The sequence below is a fragment of the Sphingomonas sp. UYP23 genome (assembly GCF_054059235.1).
This window is the reverse complement of record NZ_JBSSBX010000001.1, coordinates 1,136,791-1,160,086: the sequence shown is the minus strand read 5'-3', so window position 1 is coordinate 1,160,086 and position 23,296 is coordinate 1,136,791. Positions and strand designations below refer to the sequence as shown.

The 23,296-nt window shown below is 67.1% G+C and carries 27 protein-coding genes; 8 read left to right on the top strand and 19 right to left on the bottom strand.

What is annotated here, in order from left to right; genetic code table 11:
* Positions 1-5: 5 nt before the first annotated feature.
* Positions 6-1,565: a hypothetical protein gene (locus tag ACVWYO_RS05805; protein WP_457349177.1), complete on the bottom strand. Its 1,560-nt coding sequence runs from the start codon at positions 1,563-1,565 to the stop codon at positions 6-8.
* A 200-nt stretch (positions 1,566-1,765) separates the two neighbouring features.
* Here ACVWYO_RS05805 and ACVWYO_RS05800 point away from each other — a divergent pair, with 200 nt between their 5' ends.
* Together ACVWYO_RS05800 and ACVWYO_RS05795 are read left to right on the top strand one after the other, a co-directional pair.
* On the top strand, positions 1,766-3,061 hold the full coding sequence (locus ACVWYO_RS05800; RefSeq protein ID WP_457349176.1) for a glycoside hydrolase family 130 protein: 1,296 nt from the start codon (positions 1,766-1,768) through the stop codon (positions 3,059-3,061).
* Between the two features lie 63 nt (positions 3,062-3,124).
* Entirely contained in the window at positions 3,125-3,748 is a 624-nt protein-coding gene (locus ACVWYO_RS05795) for a retropepsin-like aspartic protease family protein (protein ID WP_457349175.1), read from the top strand.
* Positions 3,749-3,865: 117 nt separating this feature from the next.
* Here ACVWYO_RS05795 and ACVWYO_RS05790 read toward each other — a convergent pair whose 3' ends face one another.
* From ACVWYO_RS05790 to ACVWYO_RS05780, 3 genes are all read right to left on the bottom strand, one after another.
* Positions 3,866-4,654 (bottom strand): SDR family NAD(P)-dependent oxidoreductase, encoded by a 789-nt coding sequence (locus tag ACVWYO_RS05790; protein ID WP_457349174.1) that lies wholly within the window; start codon positions 4,652-4,654, stop codon positions 3,866-3,868.
* Between the two features lie 160 nt (positions 4,655-4,814).
* The gene (locus tag ACVWYO_RS05785; protein ID WP_457349173.1) at positions 4,815-5,960 is read right to left on the bottom strand and encodes an acyl-CoA dehydrogenase family protein; all 1,146 of its coding nucleotides are present in this window, start codon (positions 5,958-5,960) and stop codon (positions 4,815-4,817) included.
* Between the two features lie 142 nt (positions 5,961-6,102).
* Positions 6,103-6,582, bottom strand: coding sequence for a hypothetical protein (locus ACVWYO_RS05780; RefSeq protein ID WP_457349172.1), 480 nt, complete (start codon positions 6,580-6,582; stop codon positions 6,103-6,105).
* Positions 6,583-6,786: 204 nt separating this feature from the next.
* Here ACVWYO_RS05780 and ACVWYO_RS05775 point away from each other — a divergent pair, with 204 nt between their 5' ends.
* A complete protein-coding gene (locus tag ACVWYO_RS05775; protein ID WP_457349171.1) occupies positions 6,787-7,314 on the top strand; it encodes a CHAP domain-containing protein in 528 nt (175 codons plus the stop codon).
* Between the two features lie 33 nt (positions 7,315-7,347).
* Here ACVWYO_RS05775 and msrB read toward each other — a convergent pair whose 3' ends face one another.
* Positions 7,348-7,839: a peptide-methionine (R)-S-oxide reductase MsrB gene (gene msrB, locus ACVWYO_RS05770; RefSeq protein ID WP_457349170.1), complete on the bottom strand. Its 492-nt coding sequence runs from the start codon at positions 7,837-7,839 to the stop codon at positions 7,348-7,350.
* Between the two features lie 115 nt (positions 7,840-7,954).
* On the opposite strand from msrB, the gene ACVWYO_RS05765 reads away from it, so the two are divergent.
* Positions 7,955-8,239 carry a hypothetical protein gene (locus ACVWYO_RS05765; RefSeq protein ID WP_457349169.1) on the top strand — a complete coding sequence of 95 codons (285 nt, stop codon included), beginning with the start codon at positions 7,955-7,957 and terminating at the stop codon, positions 8,237-8,239.
* 101 nt (positions 8,240-8,340) lie between these two features.
* On the opposite strand, the gene ACVWYO_RS05760 is transcribed toward ACVWYO_RS05765, so the two are convergent.
* From ACVWYO_RS05760 to ACVWYO_RS05750, 3 genes are read right to left on the bottom strand one after another with little or no spacing between them, the layout of a single operon-like run.
* Positions 8,341-9,570 (bottom strand): cytochrome P450, encoded by a 1,230-nt coding sequence (locus ACVWYO_RS05760; protein ID WP_457349168.1) that lies wholly within the window; start codon positions 9,568-9,570, stop codon positions 8,341-8,343.
* Between the two features lie 29 nt (positions 9,571-9,599).
* A complete protein-coding gene (locus tag ACVWYO_RS05755) occupies positions 9,600-10,856 on the bottom strand; it encodes an ABC transporter permease (protein ID WP_457349167.1) in 1,257 nt (418 codons plus the stop codon).
* Positions 10,853-11,800, bottom strand: coding sequence for an ABC transporter ATP-binding protein (locus tag ACVWYO_RS05750; RefSeq protein WP_457349166.1), 948 nt, complete (start codon positions 11,798-11,800; stop codon positions 10,853-10,855). The genes ACVWYO_RS05755 and ACVWYO_RS05750 overlap by 4 nt, the downstream gene beginning before the upstream one ends.
* A gap of 104 nt (positions 11,801-11,904) precedes the next feature.
* Between ACVWYO_RS05750 and queG the strand changes: the two genes are divergently transcribed.
* Positions 11,905-12,966, top strand: coding sequence for a tRNA epoxyqueuosine(34) reductase QueG (gene queG / locus ACVWYO_RS05745; RefSeq protein ID WP_457349165.1), 1,062 nt, complete (start codon positions 11,905-11,907; stop codon positions 12,964-12,966).
* 1 nt (position 12,967) lies between these two features.
* Here queG and ACVWYO_RS05740 read toward each other — a convergent pair whose 3' ends face one another.
* Both ACVWYO_RS05740 and ACVWYO_RS05735 read right to left on the bottom strand, forming a co-directional pair.
* Positions 12,968-13,333 carry a hypothetical protein gene (locus ACVWYO_RS05740; RefSeq protein WP_457349164.1) on the bottom strand — a complete coding sequence of 122 codons (366 nt, stop codon included), beginning with the start codon at positions 13,331-13,333 and terminating at the stop codon, positions 12,968-12,970.
* Positions 13,330-14,010: an EI24 domain-containing protein gene (locus ACVWYO_RS05735; RefSeq protein WP_457349163.1), complete on the bottom strand. Its 681-nt coding sequence runs from the start codon at positions 14,008-14,010 to the stop codon at positions 13,330-13,332. The genes ACVWYO_RS05740 and ACVWYO_RS05735 overlap by 4 nt, the downstream gene beginning before the upstream one ends.
* A gap of 132 nt (positions 14,011-14,142) precedes the next feature.
* On the opposite strand from ACVWYO_RS05735, the gene ACVWYO_RS05730 reads away from it, so the two are divergent.
* Positions 14,143-15,141 (top strand): adenosine kinase, encoded by a 999-nt coding sequence (locus ACVWYO_RS05730; RefSeq protein ID WP_457349162.1) that lies wholly within the window; start codon positions 14,143-14,145, stop codon positions 15,139-15,141.
* Between the two features lie 189 nt (positions 15,142-15,330).
* Here ACVWYO_RS05730 and ACVWYO_RS05725 read toward each other — a convergent pair whose 3' ends face one another.
* The 9 genes from ACVWYO_RS05725 to hisB all read right to left on the bottom strand — a co-directional run bounded on the left by ACVWYO_RS05725 (position 15,331) and on the right by hisB (position 21,082).
* Positions 15,331-16,920, bottom strand: a complete 1,590-nt coding sequence (locus ACVWYO_RS05725) for an amino acid permease (RefSeq protein ID WP_457349161.1) — start codon at positions 16,918-16,920, stop codon at positions 15,331-15,333.
* A gap of 79 nt (positions 16,921-16,999) precedes the next feature.
* Entirely contained in the window at positions 17,000-17,377 is a 378-nt protein-coding gene (locus ACVWYO_RS05720; protein ID WP_457349160.1) for an HIT domain-containing protein, read from the bottom strand.
* Positions 17,378-17,399: 22 nt separating this feature from the next.
* The gene (locus tag ACVWYO_RS05715; RefSeq protein ID WP_457349159.1) at positions 17,400-17,723 is read right to left on the bottom strand and encodes a phosphoribosyl-ATP diphosphatase; all 324 of its coding nucleotides are present in this window, start codon (positions 17,721-17,723) and stop codon (positions 17,400-17,402) included.
* A 31-nt stretch (positions 17,724-17,754) separates the two neighbouring features.
* Positions 17,755-17,943, bottom strand: a complete 189-nt coding sequence (locus tag ACVWYO_RS05710) for a hypothetical protein (protein ID WP_457349158.1) — start codon at positions 17,941-17,943, stop codon at positions 17,755-17,757.
* A gap of 130 nt (positions 17,944-18,073) precedes the next feature.
* Positions 18,074-18,841, bottom strand: a complete 768-nt coding sequence (gene hisF / locus ACVWYO_RS05705; protein ID WP_457349157.1) for an imidazole glycerol phosphate synthase subunit HisF — start codon at positions 18,839-18,841, stop codon at positions 18,074-18,076.
* On the bottom strand, positions 18,838-19,056 hold the full coding sequence (locus ACVWYO_RS05700; RefSeq protein WP_457349156.1) for a hypothetical protein: 219 nt from the start codon (positions 19,054-19,056) through the stop codon (positions 18,838-18,840). Before ACVWYO_RS05700 ends, hisF begins: the two co-directional genes overlap by 4 nt.
* A gap of 4 nt (positions 19,057-19,060) precedes the next feature.
* Positions 19,061-19,798 carry a 1-(5-phosphoribosyl)-5-[(5-phosphoribosylamino)methylideneamino]imidazole-4-carboxamide isomerase gene (gene hisA / locus ACVWYO_RS05695; RefSeq protein ID WP_189677138.1) on the bottom strand — a complete coding sequence of 246 codons (738 nt, stop codon included), beginning with the start codon at positions 19,796-19,798 and terminating at the stop codon, positions 19,061-19,063.
* Entirely contained in the window at positions 19,786-20,391 is a 606-nt protein-coding gene (gene hisH, locus ACVWYO_RS05690; protein WP_457349155.1) for an imidazole glycerol phosphate synthase subunit HisH, read from the bottom strand. The genes hisA and hisH overlap by 13 nt, the downstream gene beginning before the upstream one ends.
* 103 nt (positions 20,392-20,494) lie before the next feature.
* Positions 20,495-21,082 (bottom strand): imidazoleglycerol-phosphate dehydratase HisB, encoded by a 588-nt coding sequence (gene hisB, locus ACVWYO_RS05685; RefSeq protein WP_457349154.1) that lies wholly within the window; start codon positions 21,080-21,082, stop codon positions 20,495-20,497.
* A 71-nt stretch (positions 21,083-21,153) separates the two neighbouring features.
* Here hisB and ACVWYO_RS05680 point away from each other — a divergent pair, with 71 nt between their 5' ends.
* The gene (locus ACVWYO_RS05680) at positions 21,154-21,636 is read left to right on the top strand and encodes an SspB family protein (protein WP_457349153.1); all 483 of its coding nucleotides are present in this window, start codon (positions 21,154-21,156) and stop codon (positions 21,634-21,636) included.
* Positions 21,637-21,870: 234 nt separating this feature from the next.
* The gene (gene fumC, locus ACVWYO_RS05675; protein WP_457349152.1) at positions 21,871-23,259 is read left to right on the top strand and encodes a class II fumarate hydratase; all 1,389 of its coding nucleotides are present in this window, start codon (positions 21,871-21,873) and stop codon (positions 23,257-23,259) included.
* Positions 23,260-23,296: the final 37 nt, after the last annotated feature.

Genomic DNA, 23,296 nt, shown 5'->3' with positions numbered 1-23,296 from the left:
CGGCGTCAGGCGACCGGCGTGGGCGAGGGGCCGCGTGGCATGTCGGCGGGTGCGACGTGGAAGTCGTCAAGAGCGGGGGCGTAGCTGCTGGGCAGCGGTCGGCCGAATTCGGCAAAGGTGCGCTGCACGTCTGCGCGCGGCGCGATCCGGCGCAGCATCTGTTCGGTGAGCGACAGCGCGGGCAGCCCCTTTTTCGCGCGATACCGCGCGGTTTCGAGCGCGACGAGCGCCTCGGTGCGCATGTCGGGGTCGCGCGCGGCCCTGATCCAGTGGCGGGCCTGGTCGTCGATGGGCGCCACGCAGGCGACCGCATAGTCCTCGGCAGCCTTGGCGCTGGGATAGACGGTCTGCAGCCGCTTGAGTTGCGCCTTGGCCTGATCCTGCTTGCCGAGACCCTGCAGCGCGCACGCGCGCAACGCGACGAAATAGCCCGCAGCAACCGGGCTTTCGAGCTTGTCCGCGGTTGGCGGATGGCGGTCGAGCAGTTCGATCGCGCCGGTAAAGTCCTGCGCCAGCAACACTTGCATCACCAGATTGGGCACGATGTTCTCGATCCCGGATTCGAGCTGTTCGGGGGCGTCGACCGCCGCGCGCATCCGGCGAATCCCTTCGGCGCGCTCGCCTTGTTCCGCCAGCCAGCGCCCCATTCTGAGGAGCGCCATGCTGCGCACCCACATCTTCTCGGCCGCGATCTCGGTGTGGAGCCATTGATCGATCAGCGCGATCGCTTCTCCGCGATGGCCCGTGTCGACGAGCGCCTGCGCATAAGCGAGCCGCGTTTCCGGCGTCTCGTGCATCTCGAAAGTGGCACGCGCGCCCGCGAGCAACGCGCTGCGCTGGACCGCCAGATCGGTGCCCGCCCACCCCGCGATCGCGGGCCAGATCGGCGCATAGCGGCGATCGACGAGCATCGCGACGCCCGCGCGCGGGCTGAGCACTGATGGCAGAAGCTGCGTCGCAGTCGCCCAATCGCCGCTCCGCAATCGGTACAGGATCGCGGTCTGCGCATATTGCGAAAAGGCGACTGGATTGTCGCGCGGATAGCCGGCCGCGACCAGCGCGTCGATCATCGTCTCGCCGAGATCACCCTTTCCGACATACGCCAGTTGGCGCAGCACCGTCGCCATTACGTCAGCATCGATATGGTCGAGCCCCGGCGCCTTGAGTCGTGCCGCGCGGATGGTCAATTCCGCCGCCTCGACCGGCCGTTTTCGGCGAGATTCGTCGAAGGCGATCGGCAACAGCACGTTGGGATCGTCGGGCAGCAATTGCCGGCATTGATCGAAACCAACGCGCGCTTCGTCTTCGCGGTGGAGTTGGCTGAGGAGTGCAGCCCGGCCGCACAGCACGTGTCCGCGTAGCGTCGTAGGTTGCGGAAGCAGCGTCAGCGCACGGTCAAGCAGGACGAGCCGCGCGGTATCGCTCGGCGCTCCGCCAAGCTGATTGAGCACCGCCAAAGCGGGTTGCTCCGCGACGAGGGGCGGCTGTTCGACCTGCTGTGCGCCTGTCGGGCTGGCCAGCCCGAACAGGCCGATGCCCGCCGCAAGGATTCCGTGCTTTATCATCGCCTGCCCCCGTCGACCGGCCTTTCCCGGCGGAACCGACGGTGGCACGAAAGGTCGGTGTATAACAATATCCGCAACGCCGCTAAGGACAGCACCACAGCGTCGTATTTTGATTGCCCGATTATCCCGGATCGACCGCCTCGCTCGCACGTTGGCGCCGCTCGGCTGGGATAGTCTGCCGTTTCACCAAGGGAATTGCCATGCCTGACGGCCAGCCGGTGCTCGACCATTCCGACCTCATCCTCCGCCCCGACCCGGCGCGCACGGTGGTCCGGCCTTTTACGCTCGAGTATCCGAGCGCCTTCCAGGTTGCCGGGCACAGTCGCACGCAAATGATCGTCGAGCGTGTCCTGACGCTCGACGATGCCGGGCTCGCGACTGAACTCGCGCTCGTCACCCATTCGCTCGACGAGCGGCACCGGGATGTCGATGCGATGCTGCTGCGGCGCTATGACGAGATCGCAGCGCTGATGCCCGCGCCGCTGACCACCAGCGCAGCACAGCGCCGGTTGATCGGCGCCTATTTCAGCGAAGAATATTCCTACGAGGCGGCCGCCTTGTTCAACCCGAGCGCGGTCCTCGTGCGCGACCAGTCGACCGCGCGCGACGGCGGCGTGCGCTTCGTCCTGTCGCTGCGCGGGATCGGCGAGGGGCATGTCTCCTCGGTTGCGTTCCGCACCGGGCATTGGGTGCCCGGCGGCGCGCTGTCGATCGATCCGCCGAGCCCCGTCGCGGTGCCGCCGATCATCGAGGGGACGAGCCTCGAGGACGGTGCCGTCGTCACGCTGCGCGTCGATGGCAGTCGCGACATTTCGGAGACCGTGCTGTTCCCGGTGCTGCCGAGCCAGCATCAGGGCATCGAGGACCTGCGGCTGGTGCTCTTCACCGACGACGACGGCTCGACCACCTACCACGGCACGTACACCGCGTTCAGCGGCTCTCGGGCGCGATCCGAATTGCTCTCGGGCGACGGATCGGAAACCTTCGTGATGCGCGCGCTGACCGGCGATGCGGCGGGGGCGAAGGGAATGGCGCTGTTCCCGCGGCGGGTCGGCGGGCAGTTCGTGATGCTCGGGCGGCAGGATAGCGAGAGCATCTGGCTGCACCGTTCGGACGACATCCTGCATTGGGAAGGCGGCGGCAAGATCGTCTCGCCGCGCTATCCGTGGGAATATGTGCAGATGGGCAATTGCGGCTCGCCGATCGAAACCGACGAAGGCTGGCTGGTGTTCACGCACGGCGTGGGAACGGTGCGCAATTACTGCGTCGGCGCGTGCCTGCTCGACAAGGCCGACCCGTCCAAGCTGCTCGCGCGCACGCCCGCGCCGATCCTGACGCCGAGCCCCAACGAACGCGACGGCTATGTCCCCAACGTCGTATATAGCTGCGGCGCGCTGGCGGTCGGGCGCGACATCCTGTTGCCGTACGGCGTCGCGGACAGTTTCACCGCGTTCGCGACGACGACGGTCGACCGCGTGCTGGCGGCGATGGCGTAAGGCGACCGGCATCGGGCTTCGGTCAGCCTTCATAAAGGCACGGGCGCGCCTTATATTCCGATCGTGACCAACCTTCCCAATCTCGGCCCGCACACGACGTTGTATCTGCTGATCGCCGGCGTGGTGGCGATCCTGTTCCTCGCGCGGCGCGTGCCGGTGTTGGGACGGCTGCTGTCGTTCGCGATGACCGCGGGCGCGCTCGTCGTGGTGGCGTTGCTCGTGGTCGAGCGCGCGCAGTTCGATCCGATGTTCGCGCGCGTCGCACAGCGCTTCCAGATCGGTGGGCACCAGCTCGTCGGCAAGGAGATGCGTGTGCCGATGGCGAGCGACGGACATTTCTGGGTGCGCGTCAAACTCGGCGGGGTCGAGCGGCGGATGCTGGTCGACAGCGGCGCGACCGTCACCGCGATCTCGGCCGATACCGCCGCTGCCGCGGGGATCGAACCGAGCGATTCGGTGATGCCGGTGGTGATGCAGACCGCGAACGGCACCGTCACCGCGCAGACCGCGACGGTGCCAGTGCTGCGCATCGGCAATGTGATCGCGCGGGATTTGCCGGTGGTGGTGTCGCCAGCGTTCGGCGACATGAACGTGGTGGGGATGAATTTCCTGTCGCGGCTGAAATCATGGCGAGTCGAGGAGGGCGTGCTGATCCTCGTGCCGCATCATCCGCAGGAGACGACCTAGCCCAACCGTCACCCCGGCCTTGTGCCGGGGCCCACCAGGCAGCGAGCGTCCCAATCCGCGTCGACGGCTGGCTGTGCTGCACGGTGGACCCCGGCACAAGGCCGGGGTGACGACGCCTTACGCGTCGATCGACGTCCCTAGCGCGGCATGGACCAGCCCGCCATCGACCGTGATCGTATCGCCGATCACATAATCCCCCGCGCGGCTCGCGAGATAGATCGCCGCGCCCGCCATGTCCTCGTCGACGCCGATACGCTTGGCCGGAATGCTCTGTGCGATCGCCGAGCCATGATCGCGCGCAGCCTTGTTCATCTCGCTGGCAAAGGCGCCAGGCGCGATCGAGGTGACGTTGATGTGATCGGTGACGAGCCGTGCCGCCATCCGCTTGGTCAGATAGATCAGCGCCGCCTTCGATGCCTGGTAGCTGTACGTCTCCCACGGGTTGAGCCGCTGGCCGTCGATCGAGGTGATGTTGATCACCTTGGCGGGTTGCCCTGCGCTCGCGGCGGCCTTGAGCGGTCCGAACAGCGCCTGCGTCAAGAAGAAGGGCGATTTGACGTTAAGGTCCATCACCTTGTCCCAGCCCTTTTCGGGGAACGCCTCGAACGGCTCGCCCCAGGCGGCGCCCGCATTGTTGACCAGGATGTCGAGCCGGTCGGTATGCTCGGCCAGTTGCGCGGCGAGCGCCTTGCAGCCGGCGACGGTCGACACGTCCTGCGGCAGCGCGATGCACTTCTCGCCGAGCTCCTTGGCGGTCTCGAAGCAGGCGTCGGCCTTGCGCGCGGAGATGTAGACGGTCGCGCCTTGCGCGATGAAGCCCGCCGCGATCATCTTGCCGATGCCGCGCGAGCCCCCGGTGACGAGCGCAACGCGGCCGTCGAGGCGGAACAGGGTGGTGGTGTCCATTATCTTCTCTCTCCTAAAACTCCCCTCCCGCTTGCGGGAGGGGCTGGGGGAGGGGCGTGCCGCAGGCGTTGCGCTTGGCTGCACTGCCCTCCCCTAACCCCTCCCGCAAGCGGGAGGGGGATTTGGTTGCGCCCCTCCCGCAGGGGCTGAATTGCGTCGCTCACCCCCCGCGCTTGATCGTCTCGCGCGCGATGATGATCTGCTGGATCTGGCTGGTGCCCTCGTAGATCCGGAACAGCCGCACGTCGCGGTACAGCCGCTCGATCCCGTAATCGGCGATATAGCCCGCCCCGCCGAAGATCTGCACCGCGCGGTCGGCGACGCGGCCGACCATCTCGCTCGCGAAATATTTGGCGGCGGCCGATTCCATGACGACGTCCTTGCCCGCGTCCTTCGCCGCCGCGGTTTCGAGCACCATCGCGCGCGCGACCAGCGCCTCGGTCTTCGAATCGGCGAGCATCCCCTGGATCAGCTGATGCTCGGCGATCGGCTTGCCGAACTGCGTGCGCGTCGTGGCATAGGCGACGCAGTCCGCGATCAACCGCTCGGCCACCCCGACGCACACCGCCGAAATGTGCAGCCGCCCGCGGTCGAGCACGCGCATCGCGATCTTGAAGCCCTCGCCCTCGGCGCCGAGGCGGTTTTCGGCGGGGACGACGACATCGTCGAACACCACGTCGGCGACCTTGGCACCCTTCTGCCCCATCTTCTTTTCAGGGTGGCCGATCGACACGCCCGCCAGATCGCGCGGCACGAGGAACGCCGAGACGCCGCGCGCGCCGGGTTCGTCGCTGGTCCGCGCCATCACGGTGAACAGATCGGCCTTGTCGGCATTGGTGATGTAGCGCTTGGTGCCGTTCAGCCGGTACGACTGGCCGTCGAAGGTCGCGCGCGTCTTGACCGCGCCCGAATCCGATCCGACGTCGGGCTCGGTCAGCGCGAAGCTGGTGATGATCTCGCCGCTCGCGATGCGCGGCAGCCACGCGGCTTTCTGCTCGGCGTTGCCCGCCATGACGAGCCCCTGCGAGCCGATCCCGACATTGGTGCCGAAGGTCGAGCGAAACGCAGGCGTGGTGCGGCCGAGCTCGATCGCGACCTTGGCCTCTTCGAGCATCGTCAGGCCGAGCCCGCCGAACGCCTCGTCGATCGACAGGCCGAACAGCCCCATTTCACGCATGTCCTGCACCACGTCGGCCGGGATCGCATCGGCTTCCTCGACCGCAGCCTCGAGCGGGCGGAGGCGTTCGGCGACGAAGCGCCGGACCGTGTCGATCAATGCGTCGAAGGTTTCGGGGTCGAGTGCCATGGGTCCGCCATCTGCCGTGTCTGTCCGACACCGCGATGCCCGATCCTGTCGTGCCCCGCAAACCCGAAATTCAAAACAGCGGTATTCAGGTCGTTTTGTAGGTAGCACGCGCCATACTAGGCTAACAAACCCTAGTGCTGGGTCAGCCCGCCGCAGGCTGGACGAAGCCGCTCAACACCCAGCCCGACTTGCACGGCCCGGCATAAGCGCGCGGACCCGCGAGCGACGCGGTAACGCCGCAATCGCTTGTCGGCGTATCCGCGGGCGGCACCACCACGCCTTGCCAACGCTGATCGAGCGAGCGCGAACACAGATACATTTTCGCGCCGTCGCCGAGCCGACCGACCTCGTCGGCTTCGGCAAACGGCGCGGACCGCACCGCGAGATAGCGTTCGCCCGCGGGTGACAGGTTCACCACTTGGCCGACACTGGCGCAGGCGCGAAACGCCGGGCCGCCTTCGCCGACGCGGACCGGCTGGACACCCGGCGTGAGCGTCGCGGCATTCGACTGATATAGGGCAGCGTCGTCATCCGGCGCATTCTCGCGCGAGCATCCCGCCAACGGCGCGGCGACCAATACGAGGACAAGCAGCAGGCGCGGGCTGGCGACGATTGGTTTCATGGCGCGATTCTTAGCTGCGAACGCGGGGCAATGCGAGCGCGCATGGCACGGGCGGACTGTCGGTAGATGCCGAAACGGGCAGTCATCGTGCGGTCAACTCGCTTCGTCGGAAAAGGTTCCGTTCATCGGGGCGACAGGGTTTTCAGCGGCGCGGCGACCTGCTTTGAGACACTCAGCAAGTTCAAACGACCTTTGGGGGGTCACATGACATTAAAGGCTTTGGCAGCGCGTTTTGCGCTGGTGGTATCGTGCGCCCTTTTGACGGCGACCCCTGCGATGGCGCAGTTCTGGCAGTGTGCGCCGTTTGCGCGCGAAGTGTCGGGCATCGATCTGCACGGCAATGCCAGCACCTGGTGGGGCCAGGCCGCCGGTCGCTACGCGCGTGGCCACGCCCCCAAGGTTGGCGCAGTGCTCGCTTTCTCTGCGACCAGCCGGATGCGGATGGGCCATGTCGCGATGGTCAGCGAAGTCGTGAACGACCGCGAGGTCCTTCTCACCCACGCCAACTGGTCGCGTCGCGGCGGCGTCGAGCATGATGTCCGCGCGATCGACGTCTCGGCCAATGGCGACTGGAGCGAAGTCAAGGTGTGGTACGGCCCGCAGGGCGGCCTCGGCACCTCGGCTTATCCGACCAAGGGCTTCATCTATTCGGGCAAGTCGACCGGCGACGACACGCAGGAGCGTGGCACACCGATGATCATGGCGTCGCTGTCGAACGAGCGTCACGGCTGAACGGCACCCCGGCCGAGGCCGGGGTGCGGGAGATCAGGCCTTGCCTGGCGTGAAGGTCATCGCCACGCCATTCATGCAGTAGCGCAGGCCCGTCGGCTTCGGGCCGTCATCGAACACATGGCCGAGATGCCCGCCGCAGCGGCGGCAATGGACTTCGGTCCGCGCCATGCAGAGCGAACTGTCGGTTCGCTTCCCCACCGCATTGGCGAGCGGCGCCCAGAAGCTCGGCCAGCCCGTGCCGCTCTCGAACTTGGTCTTCGAGGAGAAGGCCGGCAGTCCGCAACCGCCGCACGAGAAGATCCCCGCACGATGCTCGCCGTTGAGCGGGCTGGTATACGGCGTCTCGGTGCCCTCGTGCCGCAGCACGTTATAGGCAGCGGGGGAGAGCTTGGCCTTCCACTGCGCATCGCTCAGCGTAATTTCGAATTTCTCGGGCGGTCCCGCATTCGCGCCCTTGCAGCCGAACAGCGCGAAGGCGGCGGCACCGGTGCTGGCGAGAGCGAGGAAATGGCGGCGGTCGTGCATGGGTCGGGTCCTTTTGGCGTCACTCGGCTATACGCTTGGGGTGCAGGATAGTTACGCGCTTGTGATGTCGGTGGACGCACCGGGAACCGCAAGCGATCTCGCGCGATTCTGGTCCATGACGATGCAGCAACTCGATCCGCCGCTTCCGGTGCATGTGCTCGACAAGGGGCCGGGCTTCGCCTTCGCCGTGATCGATTACGGCCAGGAGCATAACCTCATCTGGGTCACCGCGATCAACGAGACCGGCGAAATCTGGTGCGCGCCCAATCCCAAGGTGCGGATGCAGGCGAACTGGACGATGGGCCGCAAGGCGCCGCCGGCAGTCACGGCGCGGCAGAATGGCGACTGCTCGGGCGATGGCGAGCCGGTCCGTGCCGAGGCGATCGCCAAGCCGAACTGACGTTTGCTCGTCCAGGGCGCCACAGTGACGCACGCGCTGCCCCTTACCGGCGTGCGGCACGGTGGGCCCCGTCACAAGGCCGGGGTGACGGCAGGCTGGGGTCAGTAGCGGCTGATCTCGACCGGAAGCTTGCGGTACCCATGGACGAAGCATGCCGCGACCCGCTCGGGCTCGTCGAGCACGTTCACCCGCATCCGCCGCTTGGCCATCTCCTCGAGCAGGATCGCGATCTGCATCTCGGCGAGTCTTGCCCCCACGCAGCGGTGGATGCCATGCCCGAACGCGAGATGGCGCCGCGCGTTCGCCCGATCGACGATGATCCGGTCGGGATCCTCGAACACGCTCTCGTCGCGATTGGCCGAGATGTACCAGAGCGCGAGCTTGTCGCCGGCCTTGATCTGCTGCCCCTCGAGTTCGGAATCGACCGTCGCGGTACGGCGCATGTGCGCGAGCGGGGTCTGCCAGCGGATCACTTCCTGGACCGTATTCGCGATCAGCGAGGGATCGGCTTCGAGCTTGGCGCGCTGGTCGGGAAACAGGTCCAGTCCATAGGCGATCGCGCTCATCGTGTTGCGCGTCGTGTCGTTGCCGCCGACGATCAGCAGGATCAGGTTCCCGAGGAATTCCATCTGGTCCATTTCCGCCATCGCGTCGGAATGGATCATCATCGAGATCAGGTCGGGCGTCGGCGGCTTGCCGATCTTGGCGTTCCACAAATTCTGGAAATAGCCACCGCACTCGTACATGTGGCGGAGCCGCTCGAGCCGCAGCTCCTCGTTCTTGACGAGCTCGATATCGCCCGCCCAGTCCGACCAGAAGGTGAGCTTGCGGCGATCCTCCCACGGAAAATCGAACAGGATCGCGAGCATCTGCGTCGTGAGTTCGACCGAGACGGCGTCGACCCAGTCGAACGGCGTGTTCCATGACAGCGAATCGAGCACCTCGGCGGTGCGCATGCGGATATTGTCGCTCATCCGCACCATCTCGGACGGCGTGAAGGCGGGCGCGACGGTGCGGCGCTGGCCGGTGTGCTTCGGCCGGTCCATCGCGATGAACATCGGCATCCGCACATCGGTCGGGTTGTTCTCGATGAAATCGGCGAGCGTGATCCCCCCCGCCTGCGACGAATACAGATCGGGCAGCGATTCGACCGTCACGATCGGCTTGTAGCTCGACACCGACCAATAGGGGCCGAAGTCGGAATGCTCGACGCGGTGGACCGGCGCGGTCGCGCGGAGTTCGCGGAACGGCGCCTGCCAGAGATCGTCGCGATAGAGTTCGGGTCGGCTGACGTCGAACCGATCGGTCACGTCCTGCGCCAGAGTCGCCATAGATCCTCTCCTTTTGAGAGAGTGAACGTCTAACTGACACTCATGTCAACAGTCTTGCGCCGCCCGAACAGCCGACCACTCCCCGATTTGAGTACGCCGCGCCGGAAGGCGCGCGCACCGACGGTGATCGCGATCGCGACCCATAGCGCTTGCCAGCCGAGTGCCGCGACATGCGGCCACAGCTCGGGCTGGTTGGCGGCATGTGCGGCCATCGCGTAGGGCGAGCTGAGCGGAAAGATCTCGACCGCCTTCGCGAGCGTCGAGTCGGGCGCCGCGCTCGCCTTCAATGCGAGCCCGAACATCGCGACCTGGATGATCGTGATCGGCAGCGACATCATCTGCAATTCGCGCGCGGTCGAAGCCTGCGCGCCGACCCCGAGGAACACCGCGCCGAGCAGCAGATAGGCCATCGCGAAATAGGCGAAGAACAACAGGAAGAACATCGGCGCGCCGACCGCGGGGCCGATCTCGCCGATCGCGGTGGCGTAGCGGGCGGGCAGGATCCCGCCGATCTGCGTGACGAGCGTCGTCCAGAAGCCGACGAAGAGAATAGCCGAGCCGAACATGCCCAGCAATTTGCCGAAGAACACCGCCTCGAGCGGCACCGCGGCGGCGAGCACTTCGACCACCTTGTTGCTGCGCTCCTCCATCATCGTGCCGACGACCTGGCCTGCCAGCAGCAGGGCAAGGAAGAAGATGCCGAACACCGCGATGAAGGCGGCCTGCTTGTGGCCGCTCTCGGTCGGCGCGGCGCGCGCGATCGAGGTGAGCGTTGCCGTGCTCAGCGGCTTGGTCTGCGTCGGGTCGGTGCGCAGCGTCGCTTCTGCAAGCGAGGCGAGATAGCGCGCATCGGCGCGGCCCTGGCCGTCATAGAGGATCGTCGGATGCGTCAGGTCGCCGAACAGCGTCGCAGACGCATCGATGCCCTTGCGGCTCTTGAACGCGGCGCGTGCCTGCGCTTCGGGATCGGCGGTTGGCACCTCGATCGCCAGCAGGGGTGGCCGGTCGCCACGCGGGAACGCATCGCGCAACCGCGCATCGGCCGATCGCATCGCGTCCTGCTGCCCCCCGGGGACGATCGCGACGATTCGCGTCTTCTCGCTCGATCCGCTCGCGACGGTCGACGCGCCCATCCCGCCGACGAGGCCGAAGCCGATCGTGAACAGCGGCGAGAGCAGGAACAGCAGGAAGGTCGGGGTGAACACCGTCGCGACGAAATCGCGCCGCGCGATCGTCATCGCCTGGCGGATCGTGCGGCGCGTATTGCTCATCGGCTGCGCGCTCATGCGGTGTACTCCGTCGCGGCCTTGCCGAGGTTCGCCACATCTTGCCCCGCCGCGCCGACGATCCGCACGAAGGCGTCGTGCAGCCCGGGACGTTCGATCGAGAGGCCGGCGATCCCGTGGCCCGCGCCGATCAGCCGGCTGAGCGCCTGCTCGACGCCGCCATCGGGGACTTCGAACGACCAGCCCTGCTCGCCGTGGCGGGCGTCGGCGGGCAGATGCGCCGCGATGCCGGGATCGTCGCGTTCGGGAACATAATGCGCGCGCATCGGCAGCATCCCGCGCGCGTCGGCGACGGTGCCCTCGAAGCGGCGCTTGCCGCCGGCGATGATCGCCAGCCGGTCGCACAGGCGCTCGGCATGCGCCATCACATGCGTCGAGAACAACACCGTCGCGCCGCGATCACGCTCGGCGAGGATCAGCGCCTCGAGCCGCTCCTGGTTGACCGGGTCGAGCCCCGAAAAGGGTTCGTCGAGCACGAGCAGATCGGGCTGGTGGACGACCGAGCCGAGCAACTGGACGAGCTGCGCCATGCCCTTCGACAGTTTGCGGATCTTGGTTTCGACCGCATGGCCGAGCCCCGCCGCTTCGAGCAGCTCGACCGCACGCTTGCGCCCGGTCTTGAGATCGAGGCCGCGCAGCGCGCCCATGAAGGCGACCGCCTCCTTGGCGCGCATCGCGGGGTACAGCCCGCGCTCCTCGGGCAGATAGCCGACACGGTCGCTCGCATCGCGCGGGCGATCATGGCCGAGCAGCGTGCGTTCGCCGCCATCGGGCTCGATGATGCCGAGCAGCATCCTGAGCGTCGTTGTCTTGCCAGCGCCGTTGGGGCCGAGCACGCCGTAGATCGCGCCCTTGGGCACCGCGATGTCGACGCCGTCGACGACGCGCCGCCCGCCGAAATTCTTGATCAGGCCGGAGGCGCTGACCGCCAGATGATTGTCCAAGAAGACCCCCGCCGTCCGCGCCCGATGCTGAGCGCTGTATTGCCTGTGTAGAATAGTGCGCCGGGCTTCGACAAGCGCGGCGCGAACACGCTATGTGGCCGACAATGGTTGACGCTTTGCCCCTCGAACAGCGCCTTGCGGCGAAGGCGCGCGAATTCGGTTTCGTCGCGTGCGGGGTCGCGGCGGCGGACGCTGCGCCCAGGACCGCCGAGCGCTTGCAGCAATGGCTGCGCGAGGGGCTGCACGGCGGGATGATCTGGATGGAGGAGCGTGCGCACCACCGCGAATCGCCTGCTGGGCTATGGCCCGAGGTGAAGAGCGTGATCGCGCTCGGGATGAGCTACGCCCCGGCGACCGATCCGCTCGCGCTGGCGGGCGAGGGCGGGGTGGGGCGCATCTCGACCTATGCGCAAGGGGGCGACTATCACGACGTCGTCAAGCGCGCGCTGAAGGCGCTCGCGCGCTGGCTGGTGGCGGAGGCGCCGGGGATCGACCTCAAGGTGTTCGTCGATACAGCACCTGTCATGGAGAAGCCGCTCGCCGAGGCGGCGGGGCTCGGGTGGCAGGGCAAGCATACCAATCTGGTGAGCCGCGAGGAGGGGAGCTGGCTGTTTCTCGGCGCGATCTACACGACGCTCGACATCGCCGCGTTCGGGGCGCTTCCGCCGCCGGTCGCTGACCATTGCGGTTCGTGCGACGCGTGCCAGCGCGCCTGCCCGACCGATGCCTTTCCCGCGCCGTACCGGCTCGATGCGCGGCGCTGCATTTCGTATCTGACGATCGAACATGCCGGGCCGATCCCGCTTGAATTCCGCAAGAGCATCGGGAACCGCATCTATGGCTGCGACGATTGCCTTGCGGTGTGTCCGTGGAACAAGTTCGCTGCCGCCGCGAGCGCGAACCGCGCGTTCCTGCCGCGGGCCGAACTCGTCGCGCCCGAGCTCGCCGATCTGATCGCACTCGACGATGCGAGCTTTCGGCAGGTGTTCGCGGGCTCGCCGATCAAGCGTATCGGGCGCGACCGGATGGTGCGCAATTGCCTGATCGCGGCGGGCAACAGCGGCGATCCCGGATTACGCGCGCAGGTCGCATTGCTGCGCGACGATCCCAACCCGGTCGTGGCGGAGGCAGCGAACTGGGCGTTCGCGGAGCTTACGCGCGCTTAGCCTATTTCCGCCGCCCGACCTGCAACGCCCCCACACAGCTCGCGCGGTCGATCGGCGAGCCGTCGGTCTGGCGCGCGTCGAGATAGGTGACGACGGGCTCGGCCTTGCCATTGGGGTAGAGATAGGCGTCGAGCACGCAGGTCGCATTGTTGAACTGCAGCTTGCGGGCCGTTCCCTCGCGCACATCGGCAACGGGCGCGCCGAACAGGCCGGTCAGATGCGCCGCGGTCGCGCCGACCACGCCGCCGAGGCCCGCGGTTCCGGTCGGGATCGGCACCATCGCCGGGCGCGCGACCGGGGCCGTCGACGTGCTCGCAACGCAGCCCGACAGTGCCAGCCCGACCAGAATTGCACCGAAAAACTTCATGTCGTTCGCCCCGAATGGAACAGATGCGTTGCCATCGCCGCACCGAGGATCGGCGCGAAGAGGTTCGCAATCGGAACCATGAACAGGGCGGTCCCCGCAACCCCCAGTGCGAAGCGATCGACCGCGCCCGTCTTGCGCCAGTCTCGCATCAGCGCAGGCGGCACGTGGCGCGCCGCAACAAGCTCGCCGAGATCGCGTCCGAGCAGCCAGCCATTGACCAGGAAGAAGAGGAGCCAGGTGCCGACCCCGGTGACGAGCAAGGCGACATAGACCGGCGCGAGCGCGAGGTTGACGAGGATCGCGCGCGCTGCCGAGCGCAGGCCGAGGCCGATCCCGCGTGCTGCCGAGACGCTGCGCGCGGTCTCGAGCGCGGCCGGATAATGCCGCGCCTCGACCGCGACGACGACATCGTCGGCGAACGCCATCATCACCGCGATCGCGATCGCGCGGAACAGCAGCCAGCTGATCCCGAATGCGGCGAGCAGCGCGACCGCGCCGAGCACACCGCCCGCGGCCGGATCCCAGCCCCAATCCGCCGCCGCCTGCGTCGCGCCATACCACAAAGCGACGCTGAGCGCGGCGATCAGCACCACGGTCAGCGCGAGCGACTTGAGGAACACCGCGACGATCTTGCGATCGCCGAGCTGGCCGAGCGAGAGGAGGAGCGCACGCAACATGGCGCTGGTCCTAGCCGCCTCCCACGCGCCCGTCACCCCGGCGTCGGCTTGCGCCGCGGCGGCGGAGAGTTGCGCACGTTCCACCCCCCCGGTACGGCACACGGTAAGAGACCTTTTTTGCGGAGACCATCCTTGAGCCAGCCCACTTATGACGTCGTCGCGATCGGCAATGCCATCGTCGACGTGTTGTCGCAGTCCGACGATTCCTTCCTCGCCGAAGCCGCGATGACCAAGGGCTCGATGCAGCTGATGTTCTCGCCCGAGGAAGCCGACGCGCTTTACGCCAAGATGGGCCCGGGGATCGAGGCGAGCGGCGGCTCGGCGGCGAACACCGTTGCGGGGATCGCGGCGATGGGCGGCAAGTGTGGCTTCATCGGGCAGGTCGCCAAGGACGAACTCGGCGACATCTTCGCGCACGACATCCGCGCGGTCGGGATCGACTTCACCACCGCCGCGCGCGATGGCGATCCGACCACCGCCCGCTGCCTGATCTTCGTCACCCCCGATGGCCAGCGCACGATGAACACCTTTCTCGGTGCGTCGCAGTTCCTCCCCGAATCCGCGCTCGACCGCGATTTGATCGCCAATGCGGCGATCCTGTATCTCGAAGGCTATCTGTGGGATCCCGAGGAGCCGCGCCAGGCGATGCGCGCTGCGATCGACGTCGCACGCTCGGCCGGGCGGAAGGTCGCCTTCACGCTCAGCGACGTGTTCTGCATCTCGCGCCACGGCGGCGATTTCCGCCAACTGATGGCCGACGGCCTGATCGACATCATGTTCGCCAACGAGGCGGAGATCACCGCGCTGATGGAGGATCAGGATTTCGATGCAGCGGTCGCCGCGGCGGCGTCGCAGGTGCCGATGCTCGTCGTCACGCGCAGCGAAAGGGGTGCGATCGCGGTCTCGGGCGGGCAGACCGTCAGCGTCGCCGCCGAGCCGATCGAGCGCGTCGTCGATACGACCGGCGCGGGCGATCTGTTCGCAGCGGGTTTCCTGCGCGGCCAGGCACAGGGCAAGGGCATTGCCGATTCGCTCAAGATGGGGGCTGTCTGCGCCGCCGAGATCATCTCGCACTACGGCGCGCGCGCGCAGGTCGACCTGAAGGCGTTGGTGGCGGCCAAGCTCGGCTGACGGGGCCTACCTTCCGCCCCCCCCTGGAAGGGAGGGGATCGAGGAGTGGGTTGCTCTCAGCAGGAGCGCTCCGCCCGACTACGGGCCGACCCACCCCCAGCCCTCCCTTTCAGGGAGGGGCTTCAGGGCGTCACACAAAAAAGGCCGGGGATCGCTCCCCGGCCTTTTTCGTATGCGGTCCCGTCCGCCTCAGCGGGCGCCCGGAGGCGCGGGCTCCAGCTCATCGTCCGAAACGGCTTCGGTCAGGCCGCGCCCGACATGGCTGCGCGAGCGGCTGTAGACGAAATACACCACCAGCCCGATCGCACCCCAGCCCGGCAGGACGAGGATCGCGGTCAGCGGCAGCGAGAAATACAGCCCGAGGCAGCCGATGATCGCGAGCGGCGCGATGATGTACACCGCCGGCGTGCGGAACGGGCGGCGGCGGGTCGGGTCGGTCTTGCGCAGCACCATCACCGAGACGGCGACCATGAAGAAGGCGAACAGCGTCCCCGAGTTCGAATAATCGGCAAGCTTGCCGACCGGCAGCACCGCCGAAGCCAGCGCCGCGCCGATGCCGGTGACGACCGTCACGACGTGCGGCGTGCGGAACTTCGGGTGGACCGAGGCGAGCTTGGCGGGCAGCAGGCCGTCGCGCGCCATCGTGAAGAACACGCGCGTCTGGCCGAACATCATCATCAAGACGACCGAAGGCAAGGCCAGCACCGCGGCCAGGCCGACGAGCCGGCCGACACCCGGCCAGCCGATCGAGCTCAGCACATGGACCAGGGCTTCCTTCGAGCAGACCAAAGGCTCGAGCGCACCGCCTGCAACAATGCTGGCGCAGCGGCCGGCGAGCTCGGGCGAGCCCGGCGACAGCGGGATGCCAGCGCTCATCACCGGCTGCGCGCCGATCGCGCCGATCGCGCCGGTGGCGACGAGCAGGTAAAAGATCGTGCAGATGCCGAGCGACGCGATCAGGCCGATGGGCACGTTGCGCTGCGGGTTCTTGGTTTCCTCGGCGGCGGTCGAGACCGCGTCGAAGCCGACATAGGCAAAGAAGATCGACGCTGCGGCGCCGAACACGCCGACGGTGCCGGTTGGCATCAAGGGATCGAAATTGCTCGATTTGAGCACCGGGATCGTCAGGATCACGAAGACCGTCAGCGCGACGATCTTGATCGCGACGAGCACGGCATTGGCGCGCGCGCTCTCGGTCGTGCCGAGCACGAGCAGCCAGGTGACCAGCCCGACGATCACGACCGCGGGAATGTTGACCCAGCCACCGGTCGCCATCGCCGTCGTCAGATCGGCGCTCGGCACCGCGCCGAAGGCGATCGCGACATGCGCCATCAGCGCATCGGCATTACTTATCGCGGCGGGCACGTGTAGCCCCAGCCCGTTGAGCAAGCCGATGAAGTGGTTCGACCAGCCGACCGCGACCGCGCTCGCGCCGACCGCATATTCGAGGATCAGCGCCCAGCCGACCATCCAGGCCAGCAATTCGCCCGTGACCGCATAGGTGTAGGTATAGGCCGATCCCGAGACCGGGACCATCGAGGCGAGCTCCGAATAGCAAAGGGCGGCGACGGCGCAGACGAACCCCGCGACGATGAAGCTCAGCAACATGCCCGGCCCGGCCTTTTGCGCGGCTTCCGAGGTCAGCACGAAGATCCCGGTGCCGATCACCGCGCCGATCCCGAGCATCGTCAACTGAAACGCGCCGAGCGATCGGTGCAGCCCCTTCTTTTCGGCGGTCGCGAGAATCGCGTCGAGAGATTTTACGCGGTCAAACAGCATTCAGTCGGATCCCCAGCAGTGGCGCGTAGCGCTCGAACCTGACGCGAGCCTAAAGCCTAAACAGGCGCGCGCAATCCCCTTAGCGCGCGAGCAGCGGACCGAGCGGTCGACCGGCAAAGATATGGACGTGGAGATGCGGCACCTCCTGGTGCGAATCGAGCCCGGTATTGGCGAGCAGGCGATAGCCCGGCGCGACCAGCCCGGCATCGCGCGCGACCGTGCCGACGGCGCGGACGAAGCCCGCGATCTCTGCATCCGAGCCGCGTGCGCTGAAATCGTCCCACGACATATAGGCGCCCGTGGGAATCACCAGGATGTGCGTCGGCGCCTGCGGGGCGATGTCGGGGAAGGCGATGGCGTATTGGTCTTCGTAGAGCCGCGTCGCGGGGATCTCGCCGCGCAGGATCTTGGCGAAGACGTTCTGGTCGTCATACGGCTGGGTGGCATCGATTGGCATGGCGTCCTCCAAAAGCTGAAGATCAGGTGGGTTTCCGCGCGGCCTTCTCGTCAATCCCCGACACGCCTTCGCGCTGGCGGATCTCGGCGCGAATGTCATCGAGCGAGACATCGCAGTCGGCGAGGAGCACCAGCAGGTGGAACATCAGGTCGGTCGCCTCTCCGACGAGCGCGGCCTTGTCCTCGGTCAACGCAGCGATGACGGTCTCGACGGCTTCCTCGCCGACCTTCTGCGCGATCTTGCCGCGACCGCGCGCGAACAGCTTGGCGGTGTAGGAGGTCGTGGGGTCGGCGCCGCGGCGTGCGCGGATCGTCGCTTCTAACATGTCGAGTGTATCTTCGGCCATGCACCGGGGCTGGCCCAAGCGCGTGCTTGCGTCAATCCTTGCGCGCGTCGCGCTTGGCGAAACGCGCGCGCATCGCGCGCCGGACGAGCCACACGCCGAGGGCCGCGACGACGAACAGGACGATGTCGGACAGTTCGGGGCCGGTGCGAACCTTGACGACACCGCTATGCGGTGCGGCGAGCGCTGGCGTGGCAAGCAGGAGGGCGATGAGGAAACGCATGATGGAAGGATACCCTCTGGCTCTTAACGTTCCGTCATGCCGGGCTGGATCCGGGATCCAGGCGAGACGTCGATCGCGCAGCGCGAGCGATCTGCTTCCGGCCCCCGGGTCGAGCCCGGGGTGACGGGGATCACGCCACCGGCCGACGCACCGGAATTCCCGCCGCACCGAGCGCCGCATGGGCTTGAGCGATGCTGAACTCGCCGAAGTGGAAGATCGACGCCGCAAGCACCGCGCTGGCATGGCCTTCGCAGATCCCCGCAACGAGATCGGCGAGCCCGCCGACGCCCCCCGACGCTACCACCGGCACGCGCACCTGGTCGGCGATCGTGCGCGTCAGCGCGAGGTCGAACCCACTCTTGGTCCCGTCGCGGTCCATCGAGGTGACGAGCAATTCGCCTGCGCCGAGTCCGGCGAGGCGCAGCGCATGCGCCACCGCGTCGATCCCGGTCGCGCGCCGGCCGCCATGCGTGAACACTTCCCAGCCGTTGCCCACGCGCCGCGCATCGACCGACGCGACGACGCACTGGCTACCGAACTTGTCGGCAAGCTCGGCGACGAGTTCGGGCCGCGCGACCGCGGCGGAATTGACCGCGACCTTGTCGGCACCCGCGAGCAGCAGCGCGCGCGCATCCTCGGCCGATCGCACCCCGCCGCCGACGGTCAGCGGCATGAAGCACACCTCTGCGGTGCGGCGCACGACATCGAGGATCGTGCCGCGCGCCTCATGGCTCGCGCCGATGTCGAGGAAGCAGAGCTCGTCGGCCCCGGCGGCGTCATAGGCGCGCGCCTGTTCGACCGGATCGCCGGCGTCCTTCAAGTCGACGAAGTTGACGCCCTTGACGACGCGGCCATTGGCGACGTCGAGGCAGGGGATGACACGGGCACGGACGGTCATTTGTTCGATTCCAGAACTGTCATCACTGCGCACACGGCGACTGCCGAAGTCAGGGCAGTTAGAAGGGTTATGATTGCCCAGAATGCAATGGGCTGTTGATTCCGCTCAATTCCCGTGAATCCGTTCAGTCCCGTAGAGCCATCGCGGATGTCGGCCCGAACTAGCCAAACGCCGCCAATGGTGAAGCTGGCGCTCATTGTCAGATAGATGGCCATCGGCTCACGCCGCCGCCGCCACGGCAAGCGCCGCCGCCAGGTCGAGCCGCCCGTCATACAGTGCTCGGCCCGTAATCACGCCTTCGATCCCGTCGCGCGCATGCAGCGCCAGCACATGGATCTCGGCGATCCCCTTGACGCCGCCACTGGCGATCACCGGAATCTTCACCGCGCGCGCCAGATCGACCGTCGCCTGGACGTTGGCGCCCTTGAGCATCCCGTCGCGCCCGACATCAGTGAACAGCAACGCCGCCACGCCGGCATCCTCGAACTGCCGCGCCATATCGGCGACCTCGACGGTCGAGACATCGGCCCAGCCCTTGGTCGCGACGAAACCGTCCTTGGCGTCGACCGCAACGACGATCCCGCCGGGGAAATCGCGCGCAGCCTCGCGCACCAGCTCGGGGTTTTCCAAAGCGGCCGTTCCGATCACCACGCGCGACACGCCCATATCGAACCAGCGCTCGATTCCGGCGCGATCGCGGATGCCGCCGCCCAGCTGCACATGGCCGGGGAAGCGCTTGACGATCTCGGCGACCGCTTCGCCATTGACCGACTTGCCGGCGAACGCGCCGTCGAGATCGACGACGTGGAGATATTCGGCGCCCTGCTCGGCAAAGAGCATCGCCTGCGCTGCGGGATCGTCGCCATACACGGTCGCGCGGTCCATATCGCCCTCGGCGAGGCGGACGACCTGGCCACCCTTGAGGTCGATCGCGGGGAAGATGATCAGGGACGCCACGTCAGGAACCTCTCCAGCAGCGCAAGACCGTAGCGCTGGCTCTTTTCGGGATGGAATTGCACGCCGAGCAGATTGTCGCGGCCGATTGCGGCGGTCACGGATCCAGCATGCTCGGTTGTCGCCAAAGTGTCGGCTCCGTCGAAGGCGTAGCTGTGCAGGAAATAGGCTTCGCCCGGCACGATCAGCGGGTGGTCGACGGTCGGGACGACGTCGTTCCAGCCCATGTGCGGGACTTTCGCGGTCGCGTCGTTCGGAGTGAGGTGCCGCACCGTGCCGGCGACCCAGCCGAGCCCGGCGTGAACGCCGTGTTCCTCGCCGGTGTCGGCCATCAGCTGCATCCCGACGCAGATGCCGAGGAAGGGTACGCCGTCGCGGCGAACGCGCTGCTCGAGCGCCTCGACCATCCCTGGCACCGCGCGCAACGCGGCAGCGCACGCGCCGAACGCGCCGACGCCGGGCAGGACGATACGGTCGGCCTTGAGCACCGCGTCGGCATCGGCGGTGACGAGCACGTCTGTGCCGCCCGCGGCTTTCAGCGCGTTGGCGACCGAGTGCAGATTGCCCGCGCCGTAATCGATGAGGGCGAGGGTCAAATCCCCCTCCCGCTTGCGGGAGGGGTTAGGGGAGGGAATGTCGGGACCGCGCAAGCCAATGACAGGCCCTCCCCCAGCCCCTCCCGCAAGCGGGAGGGGGGCATCACAACGTCCCCTTGGTGCTGGGAATCACGCCCGCCTTGCGGGAATCGAGCTCGACCGCTTCGCGCAATGCCCGCGCGACGCCCTTGAACGCCGCCTCGGCGATGTGGTGGTTGTTCGACCCGTACAGCGTCTCGATGTGCAGCGTGATGCCAGCGGTCTGCGCGAACGAATGGAAGAAATGCTCGAACATCTCGGTGTCCATCTCGCCCAGCCGCTTCTGCGAGAACTCGGTCTTCCACACGAGGTACGGCCGCCCCGAAATGTCGATCGCGACGCGGGTGAGCGTCTCGTCCATCGGCGAATGCGCGTCGGCATAGCGCCGGATCCCGCGCTTTTCGCCGAGCGCCTCGAGAATCGCCGCGCCGATCGCGAGCCCGGTGTCCTCGACGGTGTGGTGCTGGTCGATATGCAGATCGCCGACGGTCTTCACATCGAGGTCGATCAGCGAGTGGCGGCTCAATTGTTCGAGCATGTGATCGAAGAAGCCGATCCCGGTCGAAATCTGGAACGCCCCCGTTCCATCGAGGTTGACCGAGACGTCGATGGAGGTCTCGCTGGTCCGGCGGCTGATCGTGGCGGTGCGCATTCGTCTCCCATAGCGCGCTCGGGGGCTCATGCAATCTTGACCCGCCATCAAACCGCGCTACCCAAGGGCGCATGAGCGATGGCATGCCCGATAGCCTGATTCCCTACGATGATATCGTACAGGAAGCCCTGCGTGCCGTGGTCGGCCGTGTCCTTGGGTCGGTGGCGACCAATGGTGGCCTGCCGGGCGAGCACCATTTCTATATCACCTTCAAGACGCAGGCGCCCGGCGTCGACATCCCGCAGCGGCTGCTCGAGCGCTTTCCCGACGAGATGACGATCGTGATGCAGAACCGCTATTGGGATCTGGTCGTCGACGACGAGCGCTTCTCGGTCGGCCTGAGCTTCAACCAGGTCGCCTCCAAGCTGGTAATTCCTTATTCGGCGATCACGGGTTTCCATGATCCGGCGGTCAATTTCGAACTCCGCTTCCAGGCGCAGGACGTACCCGAAGGCCCCGAGCCGCACGACACCGCCGAAAATGACGAGCCGATCCACAAGCCGGTCGAGGACGGATCCAACGTCGTCGCGGTGGATTTCAAGCGGAAGAAGTAGGGAGCGCGCCGCGCACATTGCGCGGCGGTCGCGCAAGCGACGCGAACTGCCGGCCGGCGCGGTCCGCCGCGTCCGACGACACGGGATTTACTCCCGTGACCGCTGTCTCGCCAAAATCACGAGCACTTTCCGTCACCCCGGGCTTGTCCCGGGGGCGACCGTGCCGCACATCCCACCCGTTCGGTTTTGCGGCCCGGTGGATGCCGGGACGGGGCCGGCATGACGGAGACTGGCATGGCTGAAACAACCCGCACCGAAACCGATTCGCTCGGGCCCATCGAAGTCCCCGCCGCCGCCTATTGGGGCGCGCAGACGCAGCGCTCGATCGAGAATTTCCCTTTCGCCGCGACCGAGCGGATGCCGATCGCGATCATCCACGCGCTCGCGATCGTGAAACAGGCCGCCGCGCGCGTGAATCGTGCGCACGGTCTTGCCCCCGAAATCGCCGACGCAATCGAATCGGCCGCTGCCGAAGTCGCAGCGGGTAAGCTCGACGACCAGTTCCCGCTCGTCATCTGGCAGACCGGCAGCGGCACGCAGTCGAACATGAACGTCAACGAGGTCATCGCCGGTCGCGCCAACGAAGTCCTCACGGGAAAGCGCGGCGGCAAGACCCCGGTCCACCCCAACGATCACGTCAATATGAGCCAGTCGTCGAACGACAGCTTCCCGACCGCGCTCCACATCGCCGCGGCGATTGGTGCGACGCAGCGGCTGCTCCCCGCGCTCGACCGGCTCAATCGCGCGGTGAAAGCGAAGTCGGACGCGTGGCACGATATCGTCAAGATCGGCCGCACGCATCTGCAGGACGCGACGCCGATCACGCTCGGCCAGGAATTCTCCGGCTACGCGGTGCAGCTCTATCGCTGCTATCACCGCATCGAACCCGCGATCACGCACAACATGCTGTTGCTCGCGCAGGGTGGGACCGCGGTCGGCACCGGACTCAACGCGCCCGCCGGCTTCGACCGTGCGATCGCCGCCGAGATCGCGCGGCTGACCGGCCTCGCCTTCGAGACGATGCCCAACAAATTCGAAGCGCTCGCGTCGAATGACCCGATCGTCCATGTCTCGGGCACGCTCAACACGCTGGCGGTCGCGCTGACCAAGATCGCCAATGACATCCGCCTGCTCGGCTCGGGCCCGCGCTCGGGGCTCGGCGAGCTTCACCTCCCCGAAAACGAACCCGGCAGCTCGATCATGCCGGGCAAGGTCAACCCGACGCAGTGCGAGATGCTGACGATGGTCGCCGCCCAAGTGATCGGCAACCATCAGGCGATCACGATCGGCGGCTTGCAGGGGCATCTCGAACTCAACGTGTTCAAGCCGATGCTCGGCGCCGCGTTGCTGCGCTCGATCGATTTGCTCGCCGTCGGCATGGCGAGCTTTGCCGAGCGCTGCGTCGAGGGAATAGCGCCGAATCGCGACCGCATCGCCGAACTGGTCGATCGCTCGCTGATGCTCGTCACCGCGCTCGCGCCCGAGATCGGCTACGACAATGCCGCCAGGATCGCCAAGCACGCGCACACGGAAAACCTGACGCTCAAGGAAGCGGGGCTCGCGCTCGGCCTCGTCGATGCCGCAACCTTCGATCGGCTGGTTCGCCCCGAACGCATGGTTTGACGCTGCCGGAACCATCGGTGATTTCGTGCGCTGAGCG

What these genes read in the sequence shown, in the direction of transcription:
- ACVWYO_RS05805 (WP_457349177.1), bottom strand. Translation starts at nt 1,565, where the DNA reads ATGATAAAGCACGGAATCCTTGCGGCGGGCATCGGCCTGTTCGGGCTG.
- ACVWYO_RS05800 (WP_457349176.1), top strand. Translation starts at nt 1,766, where the DNA reads ATGCCTGACGGCCAGCCGGTGCTCGACCATTCCGACCTCATCCTCCGC.
- ACVWYO_RS05790 (WP_457349174.1), bottom strand. Translation starts at nt 4,654, where the DNA reads ATGGACACCACCACCCTGTTCCGCCTCGACGGCCGCGTTGCGCTCGTC.
- ACVWYO_RS05785 (WP_457349173.1), bottom strand. Translation starts at nt 5,960, where the DNA reads ATGGCACTCGACCCCGAAACCTTCGACGCATTGATCGACACGGTCCGG.
- ACVWYO_RS05780 (WP_457349172.1), bottom strand. Translation starts at nt 6,582, where the DNA reads ATGAAACCAATCGTCGCCAGCCCGCGCCTGCTGCTTGTCCTCGTATTG.
- ACVWYO_RS05775 (WP_457349171.1), top strand. Translation starts at nt 6,787, where the DNA reads ATGACATTAAAGGCTTTGGCAGCGCGTTTTGCGCTGGTGGTATCGTGC.
- msrB (WP_457349170.1), bottom strand. Translation starts at nt 7,839, where the DNA reads ATGCACGACCGCCGCCATTTCCTCGCTCTCGCCAGCACCGGTGCCGCC.
- ACVWYO_RS05765 (WP_457349169.1), top strand. Translation starts at nt 7,955, where the DNA reads ATGACGATGCAGCAACTCGATCCGCCGCTTCCGGTGCATGTGCTCGAC.
- ACVWYO_RS05760 (WP_457349168.1), bottom strand. Translation starts at nt 9,570, where the DNA reads ATGGCGACTCTGGCGCAGGACGTGACCGATCGGTTCGACGTCAGCCGA.
- ACVWYO_RS05755 (WP_457349167.1), bottom strand. Translation starts at nt 10,856, where the DNA reads ATGAGCGCGCAGCCGATGAGCAATACGCGCCGCACGATCCGCCAGGCG.
- queG (WP_457349165.1), top strand. Translation starts at nt 11,905, where the DNA reads ATGGTTGACGCTTTGCCCCTCGAACAGCGCCTTGCGGCGAAGGCGCGC.
- ACVWYO_RS05740 (WP_457349164.1), bottom strand. Translation starts at nt 13,333, where the DNA reads ATGAAGTTTTTCGGTGCAATTCTGGTCGGGCTGGCACTGTCGGGCTGC.
- ACVWYO_RS05735 (WP_457349163.1), bottom strand. Translation starts at nt 14,010, where the DNA reads ATGTTGCGTGCGCTCCTCCTCTCGCTCGGCCAGCTCGGCGATCGCAAG.
- ACVWYO_RS05725 (WP_457349161.1), bottom strand. Translation starts at nt 16,920, where the DNA reads ATGCTGTTTGACCGCGTAAAATCTCTCGACGCGATTCTCGCGACCGCC.
- ACVWYO_RS05720 (WP_457349160.1), bottom strand. Translation starts at nt 17,377, where the DNA reads ATGCCAATCGATGCCACCCAGCCGTATGACGACCAGAACGTCTTCGCC.
- ACVWYO_RS05715 (WP_457349159.1), bottom strand. Translation starts at nt 17,723, where the DNA reads ATGGCCGAAGATACACTCGACATGTTAGAAGCGACGATCCGCGCACGC.
- ACVWYO_RS05710 (WP_457349158.1), bottom strand. Translation starts at nt 17,943, where the DNA reads ATGCGTTTCCTCATCGCCCTCCTGCTTGCCACGCCAGCGCTCGCCGCA.
- hisF (WP_457349157.1), bottom strand. Translation starts at nt 18,841, where the DNA reads ATGACCGTCCGTGCCCGTGTCATCCCCTGCCTCGACGTCGCCAATGGC.
- ACVWYO_RS05700 (WP_457349156.1), bottom strand. Translation starts at nt 19,056, where the DNA reads ATGGCCATCTATCTGACAATGAGCGCCAGCTTCACCATTGGCGGCGTT.
- hisB (WP_457349154.1), bottom strand. Translation starts at nt 21,082, where the DNA reads ATGCGCACCGCCACGATCAGCCGCCGGACCAGCGAGACCTCCATCGAC.
- ACVWYO_RS05680 (WP_457349153.1), top strand. Translation starts at nt 21,154, where the DNA reads ATGAGCGATGGCATGCCCGATAGCCTGATTCCCTACGATGATATCGTA.
- fumC (WP_457349152.1), top strand. Translation starts at nt 21,871, where the DNA reads ATGGCTGAAACAACCCGCACCGAAACCGATTCGCTCGGGCCCATCGAA.